General features: G+C 69.3%; 14 protein-coding genes. 3 read left to right on the top strand and 11 right to left on the bottom strand.

The annotated features are described in order from the left end of the window. Window positions 1-13: 13 nt before the first annotated feature. From OG966_RS23790 to OG966_RS23775, 4 genes are read right to left on the bottom strand one after another with little or no spacing between them, the layout of a single operon-like run. On the bottom strand, window positions 14-1348 hold the full coding sequence (locus OG966_RS23790; RefSeq protein ID WP_326651829.1) for an NADH-quinone oxidoreductase subunit D: 1335 nt from the start codon (window positions 1346-1348) through the stop codon (window positions 14-16). After that, the gene (locus OG966_RS23785) at window positions 1348-2064 is read right to left on the bottom strand and encodes an NADH-quinone oxidoreductase subunit C (protein WP_326651828.1); all 717 of its coding nucleotides are present in this window, start codon (window positions 2062-2064) and stop codon (window positions 1348-1350) included. Before OG966_RS23785 ends, OG966_RS23790 begins: the two co-directional genes overlap by 1 nt. Next, window positions 2061-2615, bottom strand: coding sequence for a NuoB/complex I 20 kDa subunit family protein (locus tag OG966_RS23780; RefSeq protein ID WP_326651827.1), 555 nt, complete (start codon window positions 2613-2615; stop codon window positions 2061-2063). The genes OG966_RS23785 and OG966_RS23780 overlap by 4 nt, the downstream gene beginning before the upstream one ends. Window positions 2616-2634: 19 nt before the next feature. Further along, window positions 2635-2994 carry an NADH-quinone oxidoreductase subunit A gene (locus OG966_RS23775; protein WP_030494815.1) on the bottom strand — a complete coding sequence of 120 codons (360 nt, stop codon included), beginning with the start codon at window positions 2992-2994 and terminating at the stop codon, window positions 2635-2637. A gap of 693 nt (window positions 2995-3687) precedes the next feature. Here OG966_RS23775 and OG966_RS23770 point away from each other — a divergent pair. Next, window positions 3688-4488, top strand: a complete 801-nt coding sequence (locus tag OG966_RS23770) for a C40 family peptidase (RefSeq protein WP_326651825.1) — start codon at window positions 3688-3690, stop codon at window positions 4486-4488. A 214-nt stretch (window positions 4489-4702) separates the two neighbouring features. On the opposite strand, the gene OG966_RS23765 is transcribed toward OG966_RS23770, so the two are convergent. After that, on the bottom strand, window positions 4703-5986 hold the full coding sequence (locus tag OG966_RS23765; RefSeq protein WP_326651824.1) for a geranylgeranyl reductase family protein: 1284 nt from the start codon (window positions 5984-5986) through the stop codon (window positions 4703-4705). 99 nt (window positions 5987-6085) lie between these two features. On the opposite strand from OG966_RS23765, the gene OG966_RS23760 reads away from it, so the two are divergent. Then, on the top strand, window positions 6086-6604 hold the full coding sequence (locus OG966_RS23760; RefSeq protein WP_326651823.1) for a GNAT family N-acetyltransferase: 519 nt from the start codon (window positions 6086-6088) through the stop codon (window positions 6602-6604). Here the strand turns inward: OG966_RS23760 and OG966_RS23755 are convergent. The 6 genes from OG966_RS23755 to OG966_RS23730 all read right to left on the bottom strand — a co-directional run bounded on the left by OG966_RS23755 (window position 6601) and on the right by OG966_RS23730 (window position 14886). Further along, on the bottom strand, window positions 6601-9069 hold the full coding sequence (locus OG966_RS23755; RefSeq protein WP_326651821.1) for a zinc ribbon domain-containing protein: 2469 nt from the start codon (window positions 9067-9069) through the stop codon (window positions 6601-6603). The genes OG966_RS23760 and OG966_RS23755 overlap by 4 nt on opposite strands. Before the next feature lie 256 nt (window positions 9070-9325). Beyond that, window positions 9326-10237: a glutaminase gene (locus OG966_RS23750; protein ID WP_326651820.1), complete on the bottom strand. Its 912-nt coding sequence runs from the start codon at window positions 10235-10237 to the stop codon at window positions 9326-9328. A gap of 6 nt (window positions 10238-10243) precedes the next feature. Beyond that, on the bottom strand, window positions 10244-10993 hold the full coding sequence (locus OG966_RS23745; RefSeq protein ID WP_326651819.1) for a demethylmenaquinone methyltransferase: 750 nt from the start codon (window positions 10991-10993) through the stop codon (window positions 10244-10246). Between the two features lie 193 nt (window positions 10994-11186). Next, window positions 11187-11834 (bottom strand): imidazolonepropionase-like domain-containing protein, encoded by a 648-nt coding sequence (locus OG966_RS23740; protein WP_326651818.1) that lies wholly within the window; start codon window positions 11832-11834, stop codon window positions 11187-11189. A 7-nt stretch (window positions 11835-11841) separates the two neighbouring features. Then, complete coding sequence (gene mqnC / locus OG966_RS23735; RefSeq protein WP_326651817.1) at window positions 11842-13041, bottom strand: cyclic dehypoxanthinyl futalosine synthase; 1200 nt, start codon at window positions 13039-13041, stop codon at window positions 11842-11844. 189 nt (window positions 13042-13230) lie between these two features. Next, window positions 13231-14886: a serine/threonine-protein kinase gene (locus OG966_RS23730; protein WP_326651816.1), complete on the bottom strand. Its 1656-nt coding sequence runs from the start codon at window positions 14884-14886 to the stop codon at window positions 13231-13233. A 204-nt stretch (window positions 14887-15090) separates the two neighbouring features. On the opposite strand from OG966_RS23730, the gene OG966_RS23725 reads away from it, so the two are divergent. Continuing rightward, a complete protein-coding gene (locus OG966_RS23725) occupies window positions 15091-16140 on the top strand; it encodes an alpha/beta hydrolase (RefSeq protein ID WP_326651815.1) in 1050 nt (349 codons plus the stop codon). The last annotated feature ends 57 nt before the right edge of the window (window positions 16141-16197 follow it).

Genomic DNA, 16197 nt, shown 5'->3' with positions numbered 1-16197 from the left:
AAGCTGATGTCTGTCACCGGTCGACGCCTCCCATCACGGGGTCGATGGACGCGACGGCGACGATGACGTCGGCGACCTGGCCGCCTTCGCACATCGCCGCCATGGCCTGCAGATTGGTGAAGGACGGGTCACGGAAGTGGACCCGGTAGGGGCGGGTGCCGCCGTCGCTCACGACGTGTACGCCGAGCTCGCCCTTGGGCGATTCGACTGCGGCGTACGCCTGTCCGGCCGGGACCCGGAAGCCCTCGGTCACCAGCTTGAAGTGGTGGATCAGGGCCTCCATGGAGGTGCCCATGATCTTCTTGATGTGGTCGAGGGAGTTGCCGAGCCCGTCGGGGCCGAGGGCGAGCTGCGCGGGCCAGGCGATCTTCTTGTCGGCGACCATCACCGGTCCCGGCTCGAGCCGGTCCAGGCACTGTTCGACGATGCGCAGCGACTGCCGCATCTCCTCCAGGCGGATGAGGAAGCGGCCGTACGCGTCGCAGCTGTCGGCGGTCGGGACGTCGAACTCGTACGTCTCGTAACCGCAGTAGGGATCGGTCTTGCGCAGATCGTGCGCGAGGCCGGCGGAGCGCAGGATCGGTCCGGTCGCGCCGAGCGCCAGGCATCCGGTCAGATCGAGATAGCCGATGTCCTGCATACGGGCCTTGAAGATGGGGTTGCCGGTGGCGAGCTTGTCGTACTCCGGCAGGTTCTTCTTCATCGTCTTCACGAACTCGCGAAGCTGGTCGATGGCACCGGGCGGCAGGTCCTGGGCGAGTCCGCCGGGCCGGATGAACGCGTGGTTCATCCGCAGGCCGGTGATCAACTCATAGATATCGAGAATCAGTTCACGATCCCGGAATCCGTAGATCATGATCGTGGTGGCGCCGAGCTCCATACCGCCGGTGGCGATGCACACCAGGTGGGAGGAGAGCCGGTTGAGCTCCATCAGCAGGACGCGGATGATCGTCGCCCGGTCCGGGACCTCGTCGGTGATGCCGAGCAGCCTCTCCACGCCCAGGCAGTACGCCGCCTCGTTGAAGAACGGCGTCAGATAATCCATGCGCGTGACGAAGGTGGTGCCCTGCACCCAGGTCCGGTACTCGAGGTTCTTCTCGATGCCGGTGTGCAGATAGCCGATGCCGCAACGGGCCTCGGTGACCGTCTCGCCGTCGATCTCCAGGATCAGCCGGAGCACACCGTGCGTGGAGGGGTGCTGCGGACCCATGTTGACGACGATCCGCTCGTCGTCGGCCTTGGCCGCGGACTGGACGACCTCGTCCCAGTCGCCGCCGGTGACCGTATATACGGTCCCTTCGGTGGTCTCGCGGGCGGAAGCGGGGGAAGTTCCCTGTGAAGCAGACATCAGCTGTACGACCTCCGCTGGTCCGGAGCCGGGATCTGGGCGCCCTTGTACTCGACGGCGATGCCGCCGAGTGGATAGTCCTTGCGCTGCGGGAAGCCCTGCCAGTCGTCCGGCATCATGATCCGGGTGAGGGCGGGGTGGCCGTCGAAGACGAGCCCGAAGAAGTCGTACGTCTCGCGCTCGTGCCAGTCGTTGGTCGGATAGACCGAGACCAGGGACGGCACGTGCGGGTCGCTGTCCGGTGCGGAGACCTCGAGGCGGATCAGCCGGCCGTGGGTGAGCGAGCGCAGGTGGTAGACGGCGTGCAGCTCGCGGCCCTTGTCCTCGAGGTAGTGGACACCGGAGACACCCGTACAGAGCTCGAAGCGCAGGGCCGGGTCGTCGCGCAGGGTCTGCGCCACGGTGAGCAGATGCTCGCGGGCGATGTGGAAGGTGAGCTCGCCGCGGTCGACGACCGTCTTTTCGATGGCGTTCTCGGGGACGAGTCCCTGCTCCTCCAGCGCGCCTTCGAGCTCGTCGGCGATCTCGTCGAAGTAGCCGCCGTAGGGGCGGTGGGAGGCGCCCGGCAGGGTCACCGTCCTGACGAGACCGCCGTAGCCACTCGTATCGCCGCCGTTGCCGGCGCCGAACATGCCCTTGCGTACGCCGATGACATCGCCGGACTCGTCCCGTGGCGACGGGACGTTGTTGCCGTTGGTGTTGTTGCTGTCACTCACCGCAGCAGCCCCTTCATCTCGATGGTGGGGAGCGCCTTGAGAGCCGCTTCCTCCGCCTCGCGGGCCGCCTCCTCCGCGTTCACGCCGAGCTTGGAGGTCTGGATCTTGTGGTGCAGCTTGAGAATCGCGTCGATCAGCATCTCCGGACGCGGCGGGCAACCAGGCAAATAGATATCGACGGGGACAATATGATCAACACCCTGCACAATCGCATAATTGTTGAACATTCCGCCTGATGAGGCACAAACACCCATGGAGATAACCCACTTGGGGTTGGGCATCTGGTCGTAGACCTGCCTCAGGACGGGCGCCATCTTCTGACTCACCCGGCCGGCGACGATCATCAGGTCGGCCTGGCGCGGCGAGCCGCGGAAGACCTCCATGCCGAAGCGGGCCAGGTCGTAACGGCCGGCGCCGGTCGTCATCATCTCGATGGCGCAGCAGGCCAGACCGAAGGTGGCCGGGAAGACGGATGATTTGCGCACCCAGCCCGAGGCCTGTTCGACGGTGGTCAGCAGAAAACCGCTCGGCAGCTTCTCTTCGATTCCCATTGGTGTGCTCCTCAGCCCCTCAGTCCCATTCCAGGCCGCCGCGCCGCCATACATACGCGTAGGCGACGAAGACGGTGAGCACGAAGAGCAGCATCTCCACGAGCCCGAAAAGCCCCAGGGCGTCGAAGGTGACCGCCCAGGGGTAGAGGAAGACGATCTCGATGTCGAAGACGATGAAGAGCATCGCCGTCAGGTAGTACTTGATGGGAAAGCGGCCGCCTCCGGCCGGCGTGGGAGTCGGCTCGATACCGCACTCGTACGCCTCTAGTTTTGCCCGGTTATAGCGCTTGGGGCCGATAAGCGTGGCCATGACCACGGAGAAGATCGCAAACCCTGCCCCGAGGGCGCCGAGCACAAGGATGGGCGCGTAAGCATTCACCCTCCTCGCTCCTTCCAGTCGTCCTTGACCGTTGGACCGCACCGGGCATCCGCCTCGCCGCCTCGCGAAGATCGTGCACATGTGAGGCAGTTCACAAGCCCGACTGCTCCGCATCCTATGCCTGCCGGTCTGTGATCTGCGACACGGGGTGCGACAACGTCTTTGTGATCTCCACCACCCGGCGAACGATCATGAAGTCGGATGAGCGGTGATCTTCATACGCGAAGCGCCCGAGTGGTTACCAGACGTGACATCCGGTGGCGTTACCGCTGGTCAGGGGCGTCGCGCTCTATCAAGTGGTGGCCCGTACGGGCAAATTGGCAATGGGCCGCAACGGGTGATAGTGGACTCCGGGTCACCCGCCCGGGGGACCCTCGCGGATCCGGGTGGACGCGTGCCCGCATTCACGAGCCACCCAGGCACCGGGACGTTGACCTTTCTGTGACCTGCACCACTCGCCCGGTTCATCAACAAAAGGGGCCTTGGCCATCGGCGTGAAGGGATGGTAAGTGCCAGGCAATTCGGACCTTTTACGGAAAGCCAATGATCACAGCCGTGATCATGCATGCCCGGATTGCCCGTTACGGCGTCAATAAAGGCCGGAGGAGCGCGGATTCAAACGTTCCGATCACAACTGTGGCGCAACACACGTTTCTTGAAGGGAACCGTGAAGCCCTGATAGCGGTTGTACTCATGTCCCACACCGCTCACATACCCAGCCACCGGAAGCCCCGCCGCAGCGCCTCGAAGTTGGCGCTTCGGGCCGGAGTTGCCGGTGGCGTTCTCAGCACCATCGCAGTGGCTGGCGCTGCCGGGCCGGCGAACGCCGAGCCGGTGACCGAGACCATCGAGATGCCGGCGCTGACGTCGGGTCTCTCGCTCTCTGCCGCCGTCTCGCAGTCCGCCGAGGCCAGCCAGGAGATCGCGCTCGACCTCGAGTTGCAGGCCCAGGAGGACGCGGCGGCCGCCAAGGCCGCGCAGACCGCCAAGAAGGCCAAGGCCGAGGCCGACCGCAAGGCTGAGGCCAAGGAGAAGGCCGAGGCGAAGAAGCGCGCCGGCGCCGAGACCCAGGCGCGCGCCTCCCGGTCCTCCGAGCGCACAACGCTCTCCGCCTCCGCCAACACCTCCTCGAACGCTACGGGCTCCGCGGCGACCGTTGTGGCCTTCCTCAAGGCACAGCTCGGCGACGCCTACGTCATGGGCGGCACCGGACCCAACTCGTGGGACTGCTCCGGCCTCGTCCAGGCCGCGTTCAAGACGGTCGGCGTCGACCTGCCGCGTGTCTCGGAGGACCAGTCGGTGGCCGGCACCCAGGTGGGCACCAGCAACCTCCAGGTCGGCGACATCCTCTACTGGGGCGGCGCCGGCAGCGCGTACCATGTCGGCGTCTACATCGGCGACGGCAAGTACCTCGACGCGGCCAACCCCGGCAAGGGCGTCGTCATCCAGGATCTGTCGGGCTACCCGGCGAGCGGCGCGGTCCGCGTTCTCTGACCGCCCCACGCACCGACAGGCAGGCTTCGAAGGGCCGCGGCTCCCCCGCTCGGGGGTGGAGCCGCGGCCCTTCGTCCGTACACGCGGCCACGCCCCCGGAGACCGTTCGTCCGGGGCGGGCACAGCATCCTCACAACGGGTAGGCCCCGCCTTCGCGGCGAGGGCGGGGGTCCTTCGCGGTGAGGGCGGGGCGAACGGCCGGTGGTGAGCCGTATCAGGCCTTCGGGGCCACCTTCGAGAGCCCGTTGATGATCCGGTCCATCGCGTCGCCGCCCGTCGGGTCGGTGAGGTTGGCCAGCATCTTCAGGGTGAACTTCATCAGCAGCGGGTGCGTCAGACCGCGCTGCGTCGCGATCTTCATGACCTTCGGGTTGCCGATGAGCTTCACGAAGGCGCGGCCCAGGGTGTAGTAGCCGCCGTACGTGTCCTTGAGGATCTTCGGGTAGCGGTGGAGCGCCAGCTCGCGCTGCGCCGGCGTCTGCCGGGCGTGCGCCTGCACGATCACGTCGGCTGCGATCTGCCCGGACTCCATGGCGTACGCGATGCCCTCGCCGTTGAACGGGTTGACCAGACCGCCCGCGTCGCCGACCAGCAGCAGGCCCTTGGTGTAGTGCGGCTGGCGGTTGAAGGCCATCGGGAGCGCGGCGCCGCGGATCGGCATCGTCATGTTCTCCTCGGTGTAGCCCCAGTCCTCCGGCATCGAGGCGCACCAGGCCTTCAGCACCTCGCGCCAGTCCAGCTCCTTGAAGGCGGCGGAGGTGTTCAGTACACCGAGGCCGACGTTCGAGGTGCCGTCACCCATGCCGAAGATCCAGCCGTAGCCGGGGAGGAGCCGGTCCTCGGTGCCCCGGCGGTCCCAGAGCTCCAGCCAGGACTCCAGATAGTCGTCGTCGTGGCGCGGCGAGGTGAAGTACGTCCGTACGGCGACGCCCATCGGACGGTCCTCGCGGCGGTGCAACCCCATGGCGAGGGAGAGCCGGGTCGAATTGCCGTCGGCTGCGACGACGAGCGGTGCGTGGAAGGTGACCGGGGTCTTCTCCTCCCCCAGCTTGGCGTTGACGCCGGTGATGCGGCCGGTCCGCTCGTCGATGATCGGGGCCCCGACATTGCACCGCTCGTACAGCCGGGCGCCCGCCTTCTGCGCCTGCCTGGCCAGTTGCTCGTCGAAGTCGTCACGCTTGCGTACGAGTCCGTAGTCCGGGAAGGAGGCGAGATCCGGCCAGTCGAGCTGGAGCCGCACGCCGCCGCCGATGATCCGCAGGCCCTTGTTGCGCAGCCAGCCGGCCTCCTCGGAGATGTCGATACCCATCGCCACCAGCTGCTTCGTGGCGCGTGGCGTGAGGCCGTCGCCGCAGACCTTCTCGCGCGGGAAGGCCGTCTTCTCGAGGAGAAGGACGTCGAGGCCCGCCTTGGCAAGGTAGTACGCGGTCGTGGAGCCGGCCGGGCCTGCCCCGACGACGATCACATCGGCGGTGTGTTCGGAGAGGGGCTCGGTCACGGCGGGTTCTCCCGAAGACTCGATATTGCGTACCGAAAGGCACAGGACATGTGCAGTCTATGGGGGGCTACTGATCCACAAACTGAAGGGCTCCCCCCTATGACCAGGCCGCTCCCCGCCGTACAGCTGCGTGTGCCCACCGACGAGGACGCCCTGACCTGGCACCGGGTCTTCAACGACCCGGAAGTGATGGAGTTCCACGGCGGGAAGGCGGCGGAGCTCTCCGTCTACGAGGAGCTGACCGCCCGGCAGCGCAGACACGACGCCGAGCACGGCTTCTGCTTCTGGACCATGCTCGACGAGGACGGCGAGGTGATCGGCTTCACCGGCGCGCAGCCCTGGCCGCACGAGACCTTCGGCCCGGTCGGCGAGATCGAGATCGGCTGGCGGCTGGCGCGGGCCGCGTGGGGCAAGGGATACGCGACCGCCGCCGCCCGCACCACGCTGGAGCGGGTACGGGCGGCCGGGGTGGAGCGGGTGGTGGCGATGGTGAACGCGCGCAATGAGCGTTCGATCGCGGTGATCCGGCGGCTGGGGATGGAGCTGGCCGAGACGTTCACGACGCCGGCGTCCCAGCAGAAGGGATACCGCTTCCGGCTGGAGCTCCAGCAGCCCTAGCCCACTTTGAAGGTGTTGACGGCGGTCGAGAAGACCACGTCCTTGTCCCGGTCCCAGAGATCGGCGCGGTCGGCGGCGAGGATCGCGTACTCCGTGCCGTCCGCCGCGACGAACGCCTGGTCGATGACGTGCCGCTGCAGGCTGCCCTCGTCCGGCTCGGGGATATGCGTGAACTCCCAGAGCGCGCCCGGCCGCCCCTGATAGGTGTTCTTGATCAGCTGACCGCGCTCGTACCGGGTCTCAGGAGTCTCCAGGTGCTTCTTCTCCAGGGTGATGAAGTTCTCGTACGAGGTCATCGGCGTGTTCTTGATGACGCCGATCTGGAGATACGAACCGCCTGTCGGGGCTTCGTAGTAGACCTGGCTGCCCGACTGCCGGCGCCGCCAGCCGTCCATCACCGCGACGGTGAACCCGGCGGGGTCCTGCTTCAGCACAAAGCCGTCCGGGAGCGTGGCACCGCCCGGCGGAGGTGACGACGGGCCCGTGGACGGGGTGGCGGAGGGGCTGCCGGCCGGGCTTCCGGAAGGGGACGCCGACGCCGGTGGGGCCTGCCGGGGGGAAGGCGACTGCGATACGGCCGGCTGCCCGTTCTTCGCCTCGCCGGATGTGTCGTGGTCCTTCTTCAGGAGCAGTGCCCCGGCCGTAGCGCCACCGCCGATGACGAACGCGGCGGTGAGGGTGGCCGTCCACACGAGGACCCTGCGCCTGCGTTCGGCGGCGGCCGCCGCGGCGGCGGGATCGTGGGCGGCGGCCGGTGAGGCAGCCGCGGCGCCGGACGGTGAGGCGGAGAGCTGAACGGTACTCGGGTGGTACACGCCCGGGACCGGGGGCTGCGGGACGGCGGGAGAAGGCACGGGCGGGGCGGGCACGTCAGCCACGAACGGGGTGGCCGGGGCGGCGGGAGCAGTCAGGCCGGCCGGCGCTCCGGGCACGTACGCCGGGCCAGGTCCGTACGCCGGGCCAGGTCCGTACGCCGGCAGCGTCGGCACCGCCGCCTGCCGCCCCACCATCCGCAGCACGTACGGGCCCAGGAACGTCGCCGCACCCACCCACAGCAGGCCGAAGAGCAGCGCGTCCGCAACGCTCGGGGCGAACTCCGATGTGCCCCGGCCGCCCCAGTCCGACAGGCCGCCCGCCATGTCGGCGGAGACCCCGCTCACGCCCGTGAACAGCAGGACAAGGCCCAGCGAGAAGCCTCCGGCCAGCAGCTGTTCGCGACGGTCCGCCGAGCGGCGGGCCGCCCAGACACCGAGCGTGAGCGCGCAGACCACACCGAGGGCCACCGCCCCGGCGACCGCGCCGCCGCCCCACACATCGCCGATCTCCGAAAGACCGAAGCTGCCGTGCTCCGCGCTGGAGCCGATCAGGCTGAACTGGCCCTGGACGTCGTACTTCACCGGTACGCCCCAGCTCAGCCCGAGGACCGCCAAGCCGATGTTCGGCAGGACCGGAAGGGCGATGAGCAGGGCCGTACCGTCCACGTCGTCGGCGTTGGCGTACACGATGAAGCCGACCAGCGAGCACAGGGCCACGACCACGCCGAGCGCCCGCACCGCCGTCCCCAGGGCACGCACCGTCGACCCGGCGGCGGGCCGCTGCGCCAGCCATGCGGCGAGGTCGTCGCGCTGGAGCACTCCGGCGGTCACCGCGAGCGAGATCGCCAGCGCGCCGAGCGCGGCCAGGAGCGGCGACGAGGAGATCTCCACGCCCTCGATGTCCGGCTGCGCGAACAGGCCGAGTACCAGCACCACGCCGGTGACCAGCACCGAGATCCGTAGGGCCGCTTCCAGCCCGGCACCCCTCGTACGCAGCATCCGCGCGCCCAGGAAGAGCGCGCCGATCCACAGCACGGTCACCGTCAGCGGCACCAGCGAGAGCGAGGCACTGCCCTGGGCGATCGCGTCCATGCCCGAGCCGGAGCCGCCCGAGGTGCCGGGGTATCCGGAGAAACCGTCGCCGTACATCCCGTCCGGGGAACCGCCGCCGAAGGACCCGGAGTCCGAGCCGCCGGAGCCGAACGGCGAGGAACTGGCGGCCTTCACCTCGAAGCCACCGCCGAACGCCTGCAGCAGCATCGCGAGCGCGATCCGCAGCCGGTCGCTCCAGCCGACGACGACCTCGTCGTCCTGACCGTACGAGGGGATGGCGAGTGCCACCGCGAGTCCGAGCAGCAGTCCGGCCGGCCAGGCTGCGGCCTTCGCCGAGGCGAGCCAGTCGCCACGGAACGCCCGGCCGAAGAAAGCCCCGACGGGCGACGGGCGAGCGGGCGCCGGCGCATGGGCGGGTGCCTCTGGAGGAGCGGCGGGCAGGGCCGGAGGAAGGGCCGGAAGGGCGGCGGGAGCGGCCGCCGGAGGCATCGCGGGCGGCGCCGCCGAGGCTTCCGGCAGCCGCTCCCGCCCGCATTTCATACAGAAGCGTGCCTCGTCCGGGGACGGGTTTCCGCAGTGCGGGCAGTACGACGCCATGAGGAGTGCTCCGAGGTGACAGGCGGGGACGGGAGATAAGTAAGCCGTAAACAACTGACTCATCTTCCTCACCCGCCGGTTCCCGTCAACTCGCCGCTGATACAAGCCGGTTCAGGGCAGGGCCCCGGTCTCCGTTTCGCGGCGAGGTGCTCCACCCGGCCGGACAGGCCCACCGCCGCAGCGATCGGCGGCCGGGACGGCACATGCGGTGGCGTCGTCCGGAGCGACGGGGGCCTTCCCGGCGGCCGCTCTCCGGCTAGAAGACCGACAGTCCGGTCAGCGTCGTGAAGCGGTCCAGCGCCGCCACGCCTGCCACCGAGTTGCCTTGCTCGTCCAGACCCGGGCTCCATACGGACAGCGAGCAGCGCCCGGGCACGACCGCGACGATCCCGCCGCCCACGCCGCTCTTGCCCGGCAGTCCGACCCGGTAGGCGAACTCTCCGGCCGCGTCGTACGTACCGCAGGTGAGCATCACGGCGTTGATCTGCTTGGCCTCGCTGAGGGTCAGCAGGCGGGAGCCGTCGGCGCGCAGCCCGTGGCGGACCAGGAAGCGGGCCGCCAGGGCCAGATCGGCGCAGCTCATCTCGATCGCGCACTGCCAGAAGTAGTGCTCGAGGAGGGTGGGGACAGGGTTGGTGATATTGCCGTAGGAGGCCATGAAGTGCGCCAGGGCGGCGTTGCGGTCACCGAACGCGGACTCCGACTCGGCGACCTCCGCGTCGAAGGCCAGTTCCGGGTTGCCGCTCTCCTGCCGCAGAAATTCCAGGAGCTCGCTGCTCGCGTCGCCGGTCAGGGTCAGCAGACGGTCGGTGACGACGAGCGCGCCCGCGTTGATGAAGGGATTGCGCGGGATCCCGTTCTCGTACTCGAGCTGCACCAGCGAGTTGAACGGGTTGCCGGAGGGCTCACGGCCGACCCGCTCCCAGAGGCTGTCGCCACCGTGGGCCAGCACCAGCGCGAGCGTGAAGACCTTGGTGATCGACTGGGCGGAGAAGGGGCGTTGCCAGTCGCCGACTCCGTACACATTGCCGTCCACATCCGCGAGGGCCATGCCGAAGCGGTGCGGGTCGACGGAGGCGAGTGCGGGGATGTACTCGGCGGGCCTGCCGCTGCCGACCTGCTGTGTGACGTCCTGCGCGATCCGTTCCAGGACGGACTGGTAGTTCATCGGGGCTTACTGGTGCCGGTCCTGGGACCGCGCCGCGGACGGCGTCCCAGACGCGGAAGCGGACGCGGGCTTGGTGCCGCGGTGCAGCGCCACCACCCCACCCGTCAGATTCCGCCACGCGACCTTGGACCAGCCGGCCTGCCGCAGCCGCTCCGCCAGCCCCGGCTGGTCGGGCCAGGCGCGGATGGACTCGGCGAGATAGACGTACGCATCGGGGTTGGACGAGACGGCCCGCGCCACCGGCGGCAGCGCCCGCATCAGGTACTCGGTGTACACGGTCCGGAACGGCGCCCAGGTCGGCTGCGAGAACTCACAGATCACGACCCGCCCGCCCGGCTTGGTCACCCGGTACAGCTCGCGCAGCGCCGCGTCCGTGTCCTGCACATTGCGCAGCCCGAAGGAGATCGTCACGGCGTCGAAGACATCGTCGCCGAACGGCAGCTTCGTCGCGTCGCCCGCGGTGAGCGGCAGCCAGGGGTTGCGCTTCTTGCCCTCGCGCAGCATGCCGAGGGAGAAGTCGCACGGCACGACATACGCGCCGGTGACGGTGAACGGCAGCGAAGAGGTGCCGGTGCCGGCGGCCAGGTCGAGGACCTTCTGCGCCGGGCGGGCGTTCACCGCCTTCGCGACCTCCTTGCGCCACAGCCTGGCCTGGCCGAGCGAGAGCACATCGTTGGTCAGGTCGTAGTTCGCCGCCACGCCGTCGAACATCGAGGCGACTTCGTGCGGCTGCTTGTCCAGGGATGCTCGGGTCACGCACCCCATTCAAGCAGCACGCCTCCCGGCCGGAATCACCGGAACTGTCCCTGGCGCCCGTCGCCTCCCGCGGACCTCCTGATGGCGTACGCGCAGAGCCCGGGCAGGCGATGATCACCACGCCGAGAAGCCGAGGCCGGCGCGCCGGGACCTGGTGCCTTCGCGGTCACCGTCCTCGTCGTTCCGGCAGGAGTCAGCGCGCCCGGTATACGAGCCGCCCGTCGAGGACGGTGGCCACGCAGCTCCTGGCGCCGGCGGTCCGCAGAGCGGCCTCGTCCGTCACATCGAACACGGCGAAGTCGGCCCGGGCGCCGACGGCCAGTGGGGTGTGCACGGAGCCCGCGAGGTCATACCCCTCCACGAAGGGGTCGAGGTCCGGCCCGTCGACGAGAATTCCCGGGGCGCCCACCGACGGGACGACGGTAAGTCCGGAGCGGGCGACGGCGGTCCGCAGGACCGGGTCGTTCAGAGTGACCGCCAGCGCCGTGGTGCCGTGCCGCAGCATCCTCTGCAGCCCGCGGCGCACGCTGCCCGCCCAGCGGGCAGCGTCCAGCTCCAGCGCCTCCAGCTCCGCCCCGGACAGCGGCAGTTCACCGAGCTCGCCGGACTCCCGCGGGTCGGGGTGGTAGCAGCGCTTCAGCAACCAGTTGCCGTGCCACTGACGCAGGCCGGGCGTCAGAACGCCGGGCCAGTGCCGGACGCGGGCCCGCGGACGGTCGGCCGCCAGCTCCCGGTACGGGCCGATGGCCGCGATCCGGTTGCCGTCGACGACGACCGCACCGTCCGGCACCGGCGCCGCGCCGACCGGCAGAACCAGCGGCGCGGCGTGAATCGTCAGCAAGACAGCCTCAGTTGGACGCAAGCAGTTTCAGCTCGGGATGGGCCGTACCGCCCGCGATCGCCGTCGACGAGATGTGCGAGGCCACGCGCTCGTCGACCGGGTCGTCCGCCGGGTCGTCGTGCACCACGATGTGCTCGTACGTCGTCGTCCGCTGCGCCGGGACACGGCCCGACTTGCGGATCAGGTCGATGATCTCCATCCGGTTCGACCGGTGCTTCGCGCCCGCCGCGGAGACCACGTTCTCCTCGAGCATGATCGAACCCAGGTCGTCCGCGCCGTAGTGCAGCGAGAGCTGGCCGACCTCCTTGCCCGTGGTCAGCCACGAGCCCTGGATGTGGGCCACATTGTCGAGGAAGAGCCGCGCGATCGCGATCATGCGCAGGTACTCGAACAGCGTCGCCTGCGTACGGCCCTTGAGGTGGTTGTTCTCCGGCTGGTACGTGTACGGGATGAAGGCCCGGAAGCCGCCCGTCCGGTCCTGCACCTCGCGGATCATCCGCAGATGCTCGATCCGCTCGGCGTTGGTCTCGCCGGTGCCCATCAGCATCGTCGACGTCGACTCGACGCCCAGCCGGTGCGCGGCCTCCATGATCTCCAGCCAGCGCTCGCCGGATTCCTTGAGCGGCGCGATCGCCTTGCGCGGCCGCTCGGGCAGCAACTCGGCGCCGGCGCCCGCGAAGGAGTCGAGCCCGGCGGTGTGGATACGCTGGATCGCCTCCTCGACGGAGACCTTGGAGATACGGGCCATGTGCTCGACCTCGGAGGCGCCGAGGGAGTGGATGACCAGCTGCGGGTACGCCTTCTTGATCGCGGCGAAGTGCTTCTCGTAGTACTCGACGCCATAGTCCGGGTGGTGCCCGCCCTGGAACATGATCTGCGTGCCGCCGAGCTCCACGGTCTCGGCGCAGCGCCGCAGAATGTCGTCGAGGTCGCGCGTCCAGCCCTTCTCGACATCCTTCGGCGGGGCGTAGAAGGCGCAGAACTTGCACGCCGTGACGCACACATTGGTGTAGTTGATGTTGCGCTCGATGATGTACGTCGCGATGTGCTCCGTACCGGCGTACCGCCGCCGGCGTACGGCGTCCGCCGCGGCGCCCAGCGCGTGCAGCGGCGCGGAACGGTAGAGGTCGAGCGCCTCCTCCGGGGTGATCCGGCCCCCATCGGCAGCACGGTCCAGCACGGACTGAAGGTCGGCCTTCTCGGTCACCGGGCGTCACCTTTCGGCGGTGTTTCAGAGCATCTGCGGGCCGATCCAGCGTACGCCAGCCGTTGTGGCGATCCGCGGGCGCGGTCGCGAGGCACGGCGGCCGGTCACCGCTCCCGGTCCATCCCGGTCAGCCCGGTCCGTCCGTCCGGTGAGTCCGGTGAGTCCGGTGAGTCCGTCCGTTGCGTCCGGTCACCGCTCCCGGTCCAACAGCGCACGCGGGTCGCCCGCCCGTGGTTCCTGGGACGTGTACTGCAGGCGGGCTCCGGTGAGTCGCAGCTTCACCGTGTGCGTGCCCGGCGTGCAGTTGTTTCCCGCCTTGCCGCTGGACTTGCCGTCGGCGACGAGTTCGGTCGCGGTCGCGCTCCGCAGCACCAGGTTGTCCTCGCAGGCGAAGTTCCCGAGGACGTCGAACTGGTTGACCGTGCCGATCTTCGCGCCGGCCTTCCCGGTGCCGATCACGACCCTGAAGGTCCCGGCGCTGATCTTGCTGCCGGCGAGTTCGACGTCGAACGGCCCCTTCCAGGCGCCGATGAAGGCCTTCGGTACCTCCTTCGCCGGCTCGCCCGGCTCGCCCGGCTCGGTCGGCTCGGCCGCTGAACCGTCCGAGGGCTCCGCCGACGGGCTGCCCGCCGGCGGCCGGGCCGCCGTGTCGCTGCCCTTGTCGTTCCTGCCCGGGAGCAGATCGAACAGCACCGCGCCGCCGAACGTCACCGCAGCCAGCGCGCCCGCCACCGCCAGGGCCACCGTGCAGCTCACCTTCCGGCCCCCGCGCTCGCCCGGAGCGCCGGATTTCGTCGGTACGGAGTCGGCCGTCACCGACACGGACAGCCGCGCGTTGGAGGCACCCTGGGTTGTCGGCGGCGCGTCCCGGGGCGGCTCCACCGGCGGCCCGAAGACCCCGACCGCCGGGCTGCTGAACGCGACCGGCCCCGACACCACCGGATCCGGTGCGGGCTCCAGGTTCAGCAGTGTCACCGCCGCCCTGCTGACCTGTTCCACCAGCGGTCCTGGCAGCCACCCGGCCCCGACCAGTCCGGCCGCCCCGCCGGGCGCGAGCCTGCTCGCGATCTCGGCCGGCGCGGGCCGCGCCGCCGGGTTCTTGGCGAGACAGTCGGCGACCAGCTCCCGCAAGTCGCCCTCGAGGGAGCCCAGTTCGGGCTCCTCATGCACCACCTTGTAGAGCAGCGCGGCCGAGGAGTCGCCCGGGAAGGGCGCCTCGCCCGTCGCCGCGTACGCCAGCACCGCGCCCAGCGAGAAGACATCCGCCGCTGCCGTGACGCCCTTGCCGAGGATCTGCTCCGGCGACATATAGCCGGGCGAGCCGACCGAGACCCCGGTGGAGGTGAGCGAGGCGGTGCCGTCGGTGGCCCGGGCGATCCCGAAGTCGATCAGCCGCGGACCGTCCAGCGTGAGCAGCACATTGGACGGCTTCACATCCCGGTGCACCAGCTCCAGCGCGTGCACGGCCGCCAGCGCCTCCGCGAGTCCGGCGCCCAGCACCCGTACCGCAGGGACGGGCAGTGGACCGTGCGAGCTCACCGCCTGGGACAGGGCCGGACCGGCCACATAGCCGGTGGCGACCCACGGCACGGACGCCTCCGGGTCGGCGTCCAGCACCGGCGCCGTCCACTTCCCGCCGACCCGCCGCGCCGCCTCCACCTCACGCCTGAACCGCGCCCGGAACTCCTCGTCGAGCGCGAAATGCGGATGGACGACCTTCACAGCGACCGTACGGCCGCCGGCACTGCGCCCCAGATAGACGCGGCCCATTCCCCCCGCTCCGAGCCTGCCGAGCAGCCGGTACGCGCCGATGCTCCGCGGGTCGCCCGGATCCAGCGGCTGCATCTGCACTCCCCCGATTGCCTTGCTTTTCGCCTTGTGTTGCACCTGCTGCGCTTCAGCCTAGGGCCCGCCGTGGGCCGCTATCACGAGGATTCCCGCCGCCCGGGAGCCAACCGAACAGAGCCAACCGTCATCTCCCTGTGCATAAATCACACGTCTTGTCCGAAACCGTCCGTGCCGACGGTGCCAGAACCTTCGGAGCCTTCCATGAAACGCCTGTCCAAGGCCCTCATAGCCGCCGTCGCCATCGGCTCTGTCGCGCTCGTCGCCGGGTGCTCGGACGAGGGGGATCCGGTCTCCTTCGACGGCCCCGGCGCCAAGTCCCCCGCCGGACAGCCGGGTGGCGGCGCACAGGACAGCAACGGCGGCCGGGCGGCGGACGAAGCCGCCGCGAAGACCCTGATGCCGACCGGCCCGAAGGCCTCGTTCACCACGCAGAACACCCTCGACGACGGCACGAAGATCGGCGTCACCACGCTGGAGGGCGCCAAGTCCGGTTTCACGGGCAAGGTATGGGTGTGGGCGCCGAAGCAGTACTTCGACCCGCAGTACGCGAACAGCGGTTTCCCCGTACTGATAGCCCTGCCCGGCGGCAACGGCTATCCGAAGAACTACTGGATGGGCACGGACCTCAAGCTGCAGAGCAGCATCAGCAAGTGGTCGAAGGAAGGCAAGAGCCTCCCGTTCGTCGTGGTGATGCCGGTACTCAATCCGGACGCCAAGTACTACTACGACGGCAGCGACATACCGGGGCAGCCGAAAATGGGCACCTGGATGACCGAGGACGTCCCCGACTTCGTGAAGGCCAATTTCCGTACCTTCAAGTCCCGCGACGGCTGGGCCTTCATGGGCTCCTCATCCGGCGCGTTCGTCGGGCTGAAGTCCGTACTGCAGCACCCGGGCAAGTTCAAGGCCGTGATCGCTTCCGGCCCGGACACCGTGCCCGACTCCCCGCTGTGGGGCAGCCACACGAAGGAGCGGGCGGCCAACAATCCGGAAAAGCTCGCTAAGGCCCTTTCCACCAAGCCCGCGGGCAAGGACAAGGACGTCTGTCTCGCCTTCCAGATAGGCAGCAAGGAGTCCGGGACGAACAACCTCAAGCGCTTCATCCGGGACTACGGCAAAGGCCCGGTGAAGACCCGCCTGCAGATGATCCAGGGCGGCGAGCACAACGCCAAGACCTATGTGAAGGGCATGGGGGACGGGACCATTCAGTGGATCAGCGCGCACATGCAGGCGCCCATCCCCAGCTCGTAGACGGCCCCGTGGACCGCCCGAACCCGAAGATCCCCACCCCGTGGACGGTTCCGCCCC

This window comes from Streptomyces sp. NBC_01750 (assembly GCF_035918095.1).
In the GTDB taxonomy this organism is placed as follows: Bacteria; Actinomycetota; Actinomycetes; order Streptomycetales; family Streptomycetaceae; genus Streptomyces.
This window is presented reverse-complemented; position numbering and strand designations above follow the sequence as displayed.

Bases quoted from the DNA above. Each gene is read 5' to 3' on its own strand.
- OG966_RS23780 (WP_326651827.1), bottom strand. From the start codon at position 2,615: ATGGGAATCGAAGAGAAGCTGCCGAGCGGTTTTCTGCTGACCACCGTC.
- OG966_RS23790 (WP_326651829.1), bottom strand. From the start codon at position 1,348: ATGTCTGCTTCACAGGGAACTTCCCCCGCTTCCGCCCGCGAGACCACC.
- OG966_RS23730 (WP_326651816.1), bottom strand. From the start codon at position 14,886: ATGCAGCCGCTGGATCCGGGCGACCCGCGGAGCATCGGCGCGTACCGG.
- OG966_RS23725 (WP_326651815.1), top strand. From the start codon at position 15,091: ATGAAACGCCTGTCCAAGGCCCTCATAGCCGCCGTCGCCATCGGCTCT.
- OG966_RS23770 (WP_326651825.1), top strand. From the start codon at position 3,688: ATGTCCCACACCGCTCACATACCCAGCCACCGGAAGCCCCGCCGCAGC.
- OG966_RS23755 (WP_326651821.1), bottom strand. From the start codon at position 9,069: ATGGCGTCGTACTGCCCGCACTGCGGAAACCCGTCCCCGGACGAGGCA.
- OG966_RS23750 (WP_326651820.1), bottom strand. From the start codon at position 10,237: ATGAACTACCAGTCCGTCCTGGAACGGATCGCGCAGGACGTCACACAG.
- OG966_RS23760 (WP_326651823.1), top strand. From the start codon at position 6,086: ATGACCAGGCCGCTCCCCGCCGTACAGCTGCGTGTGCCCACCGACGAG.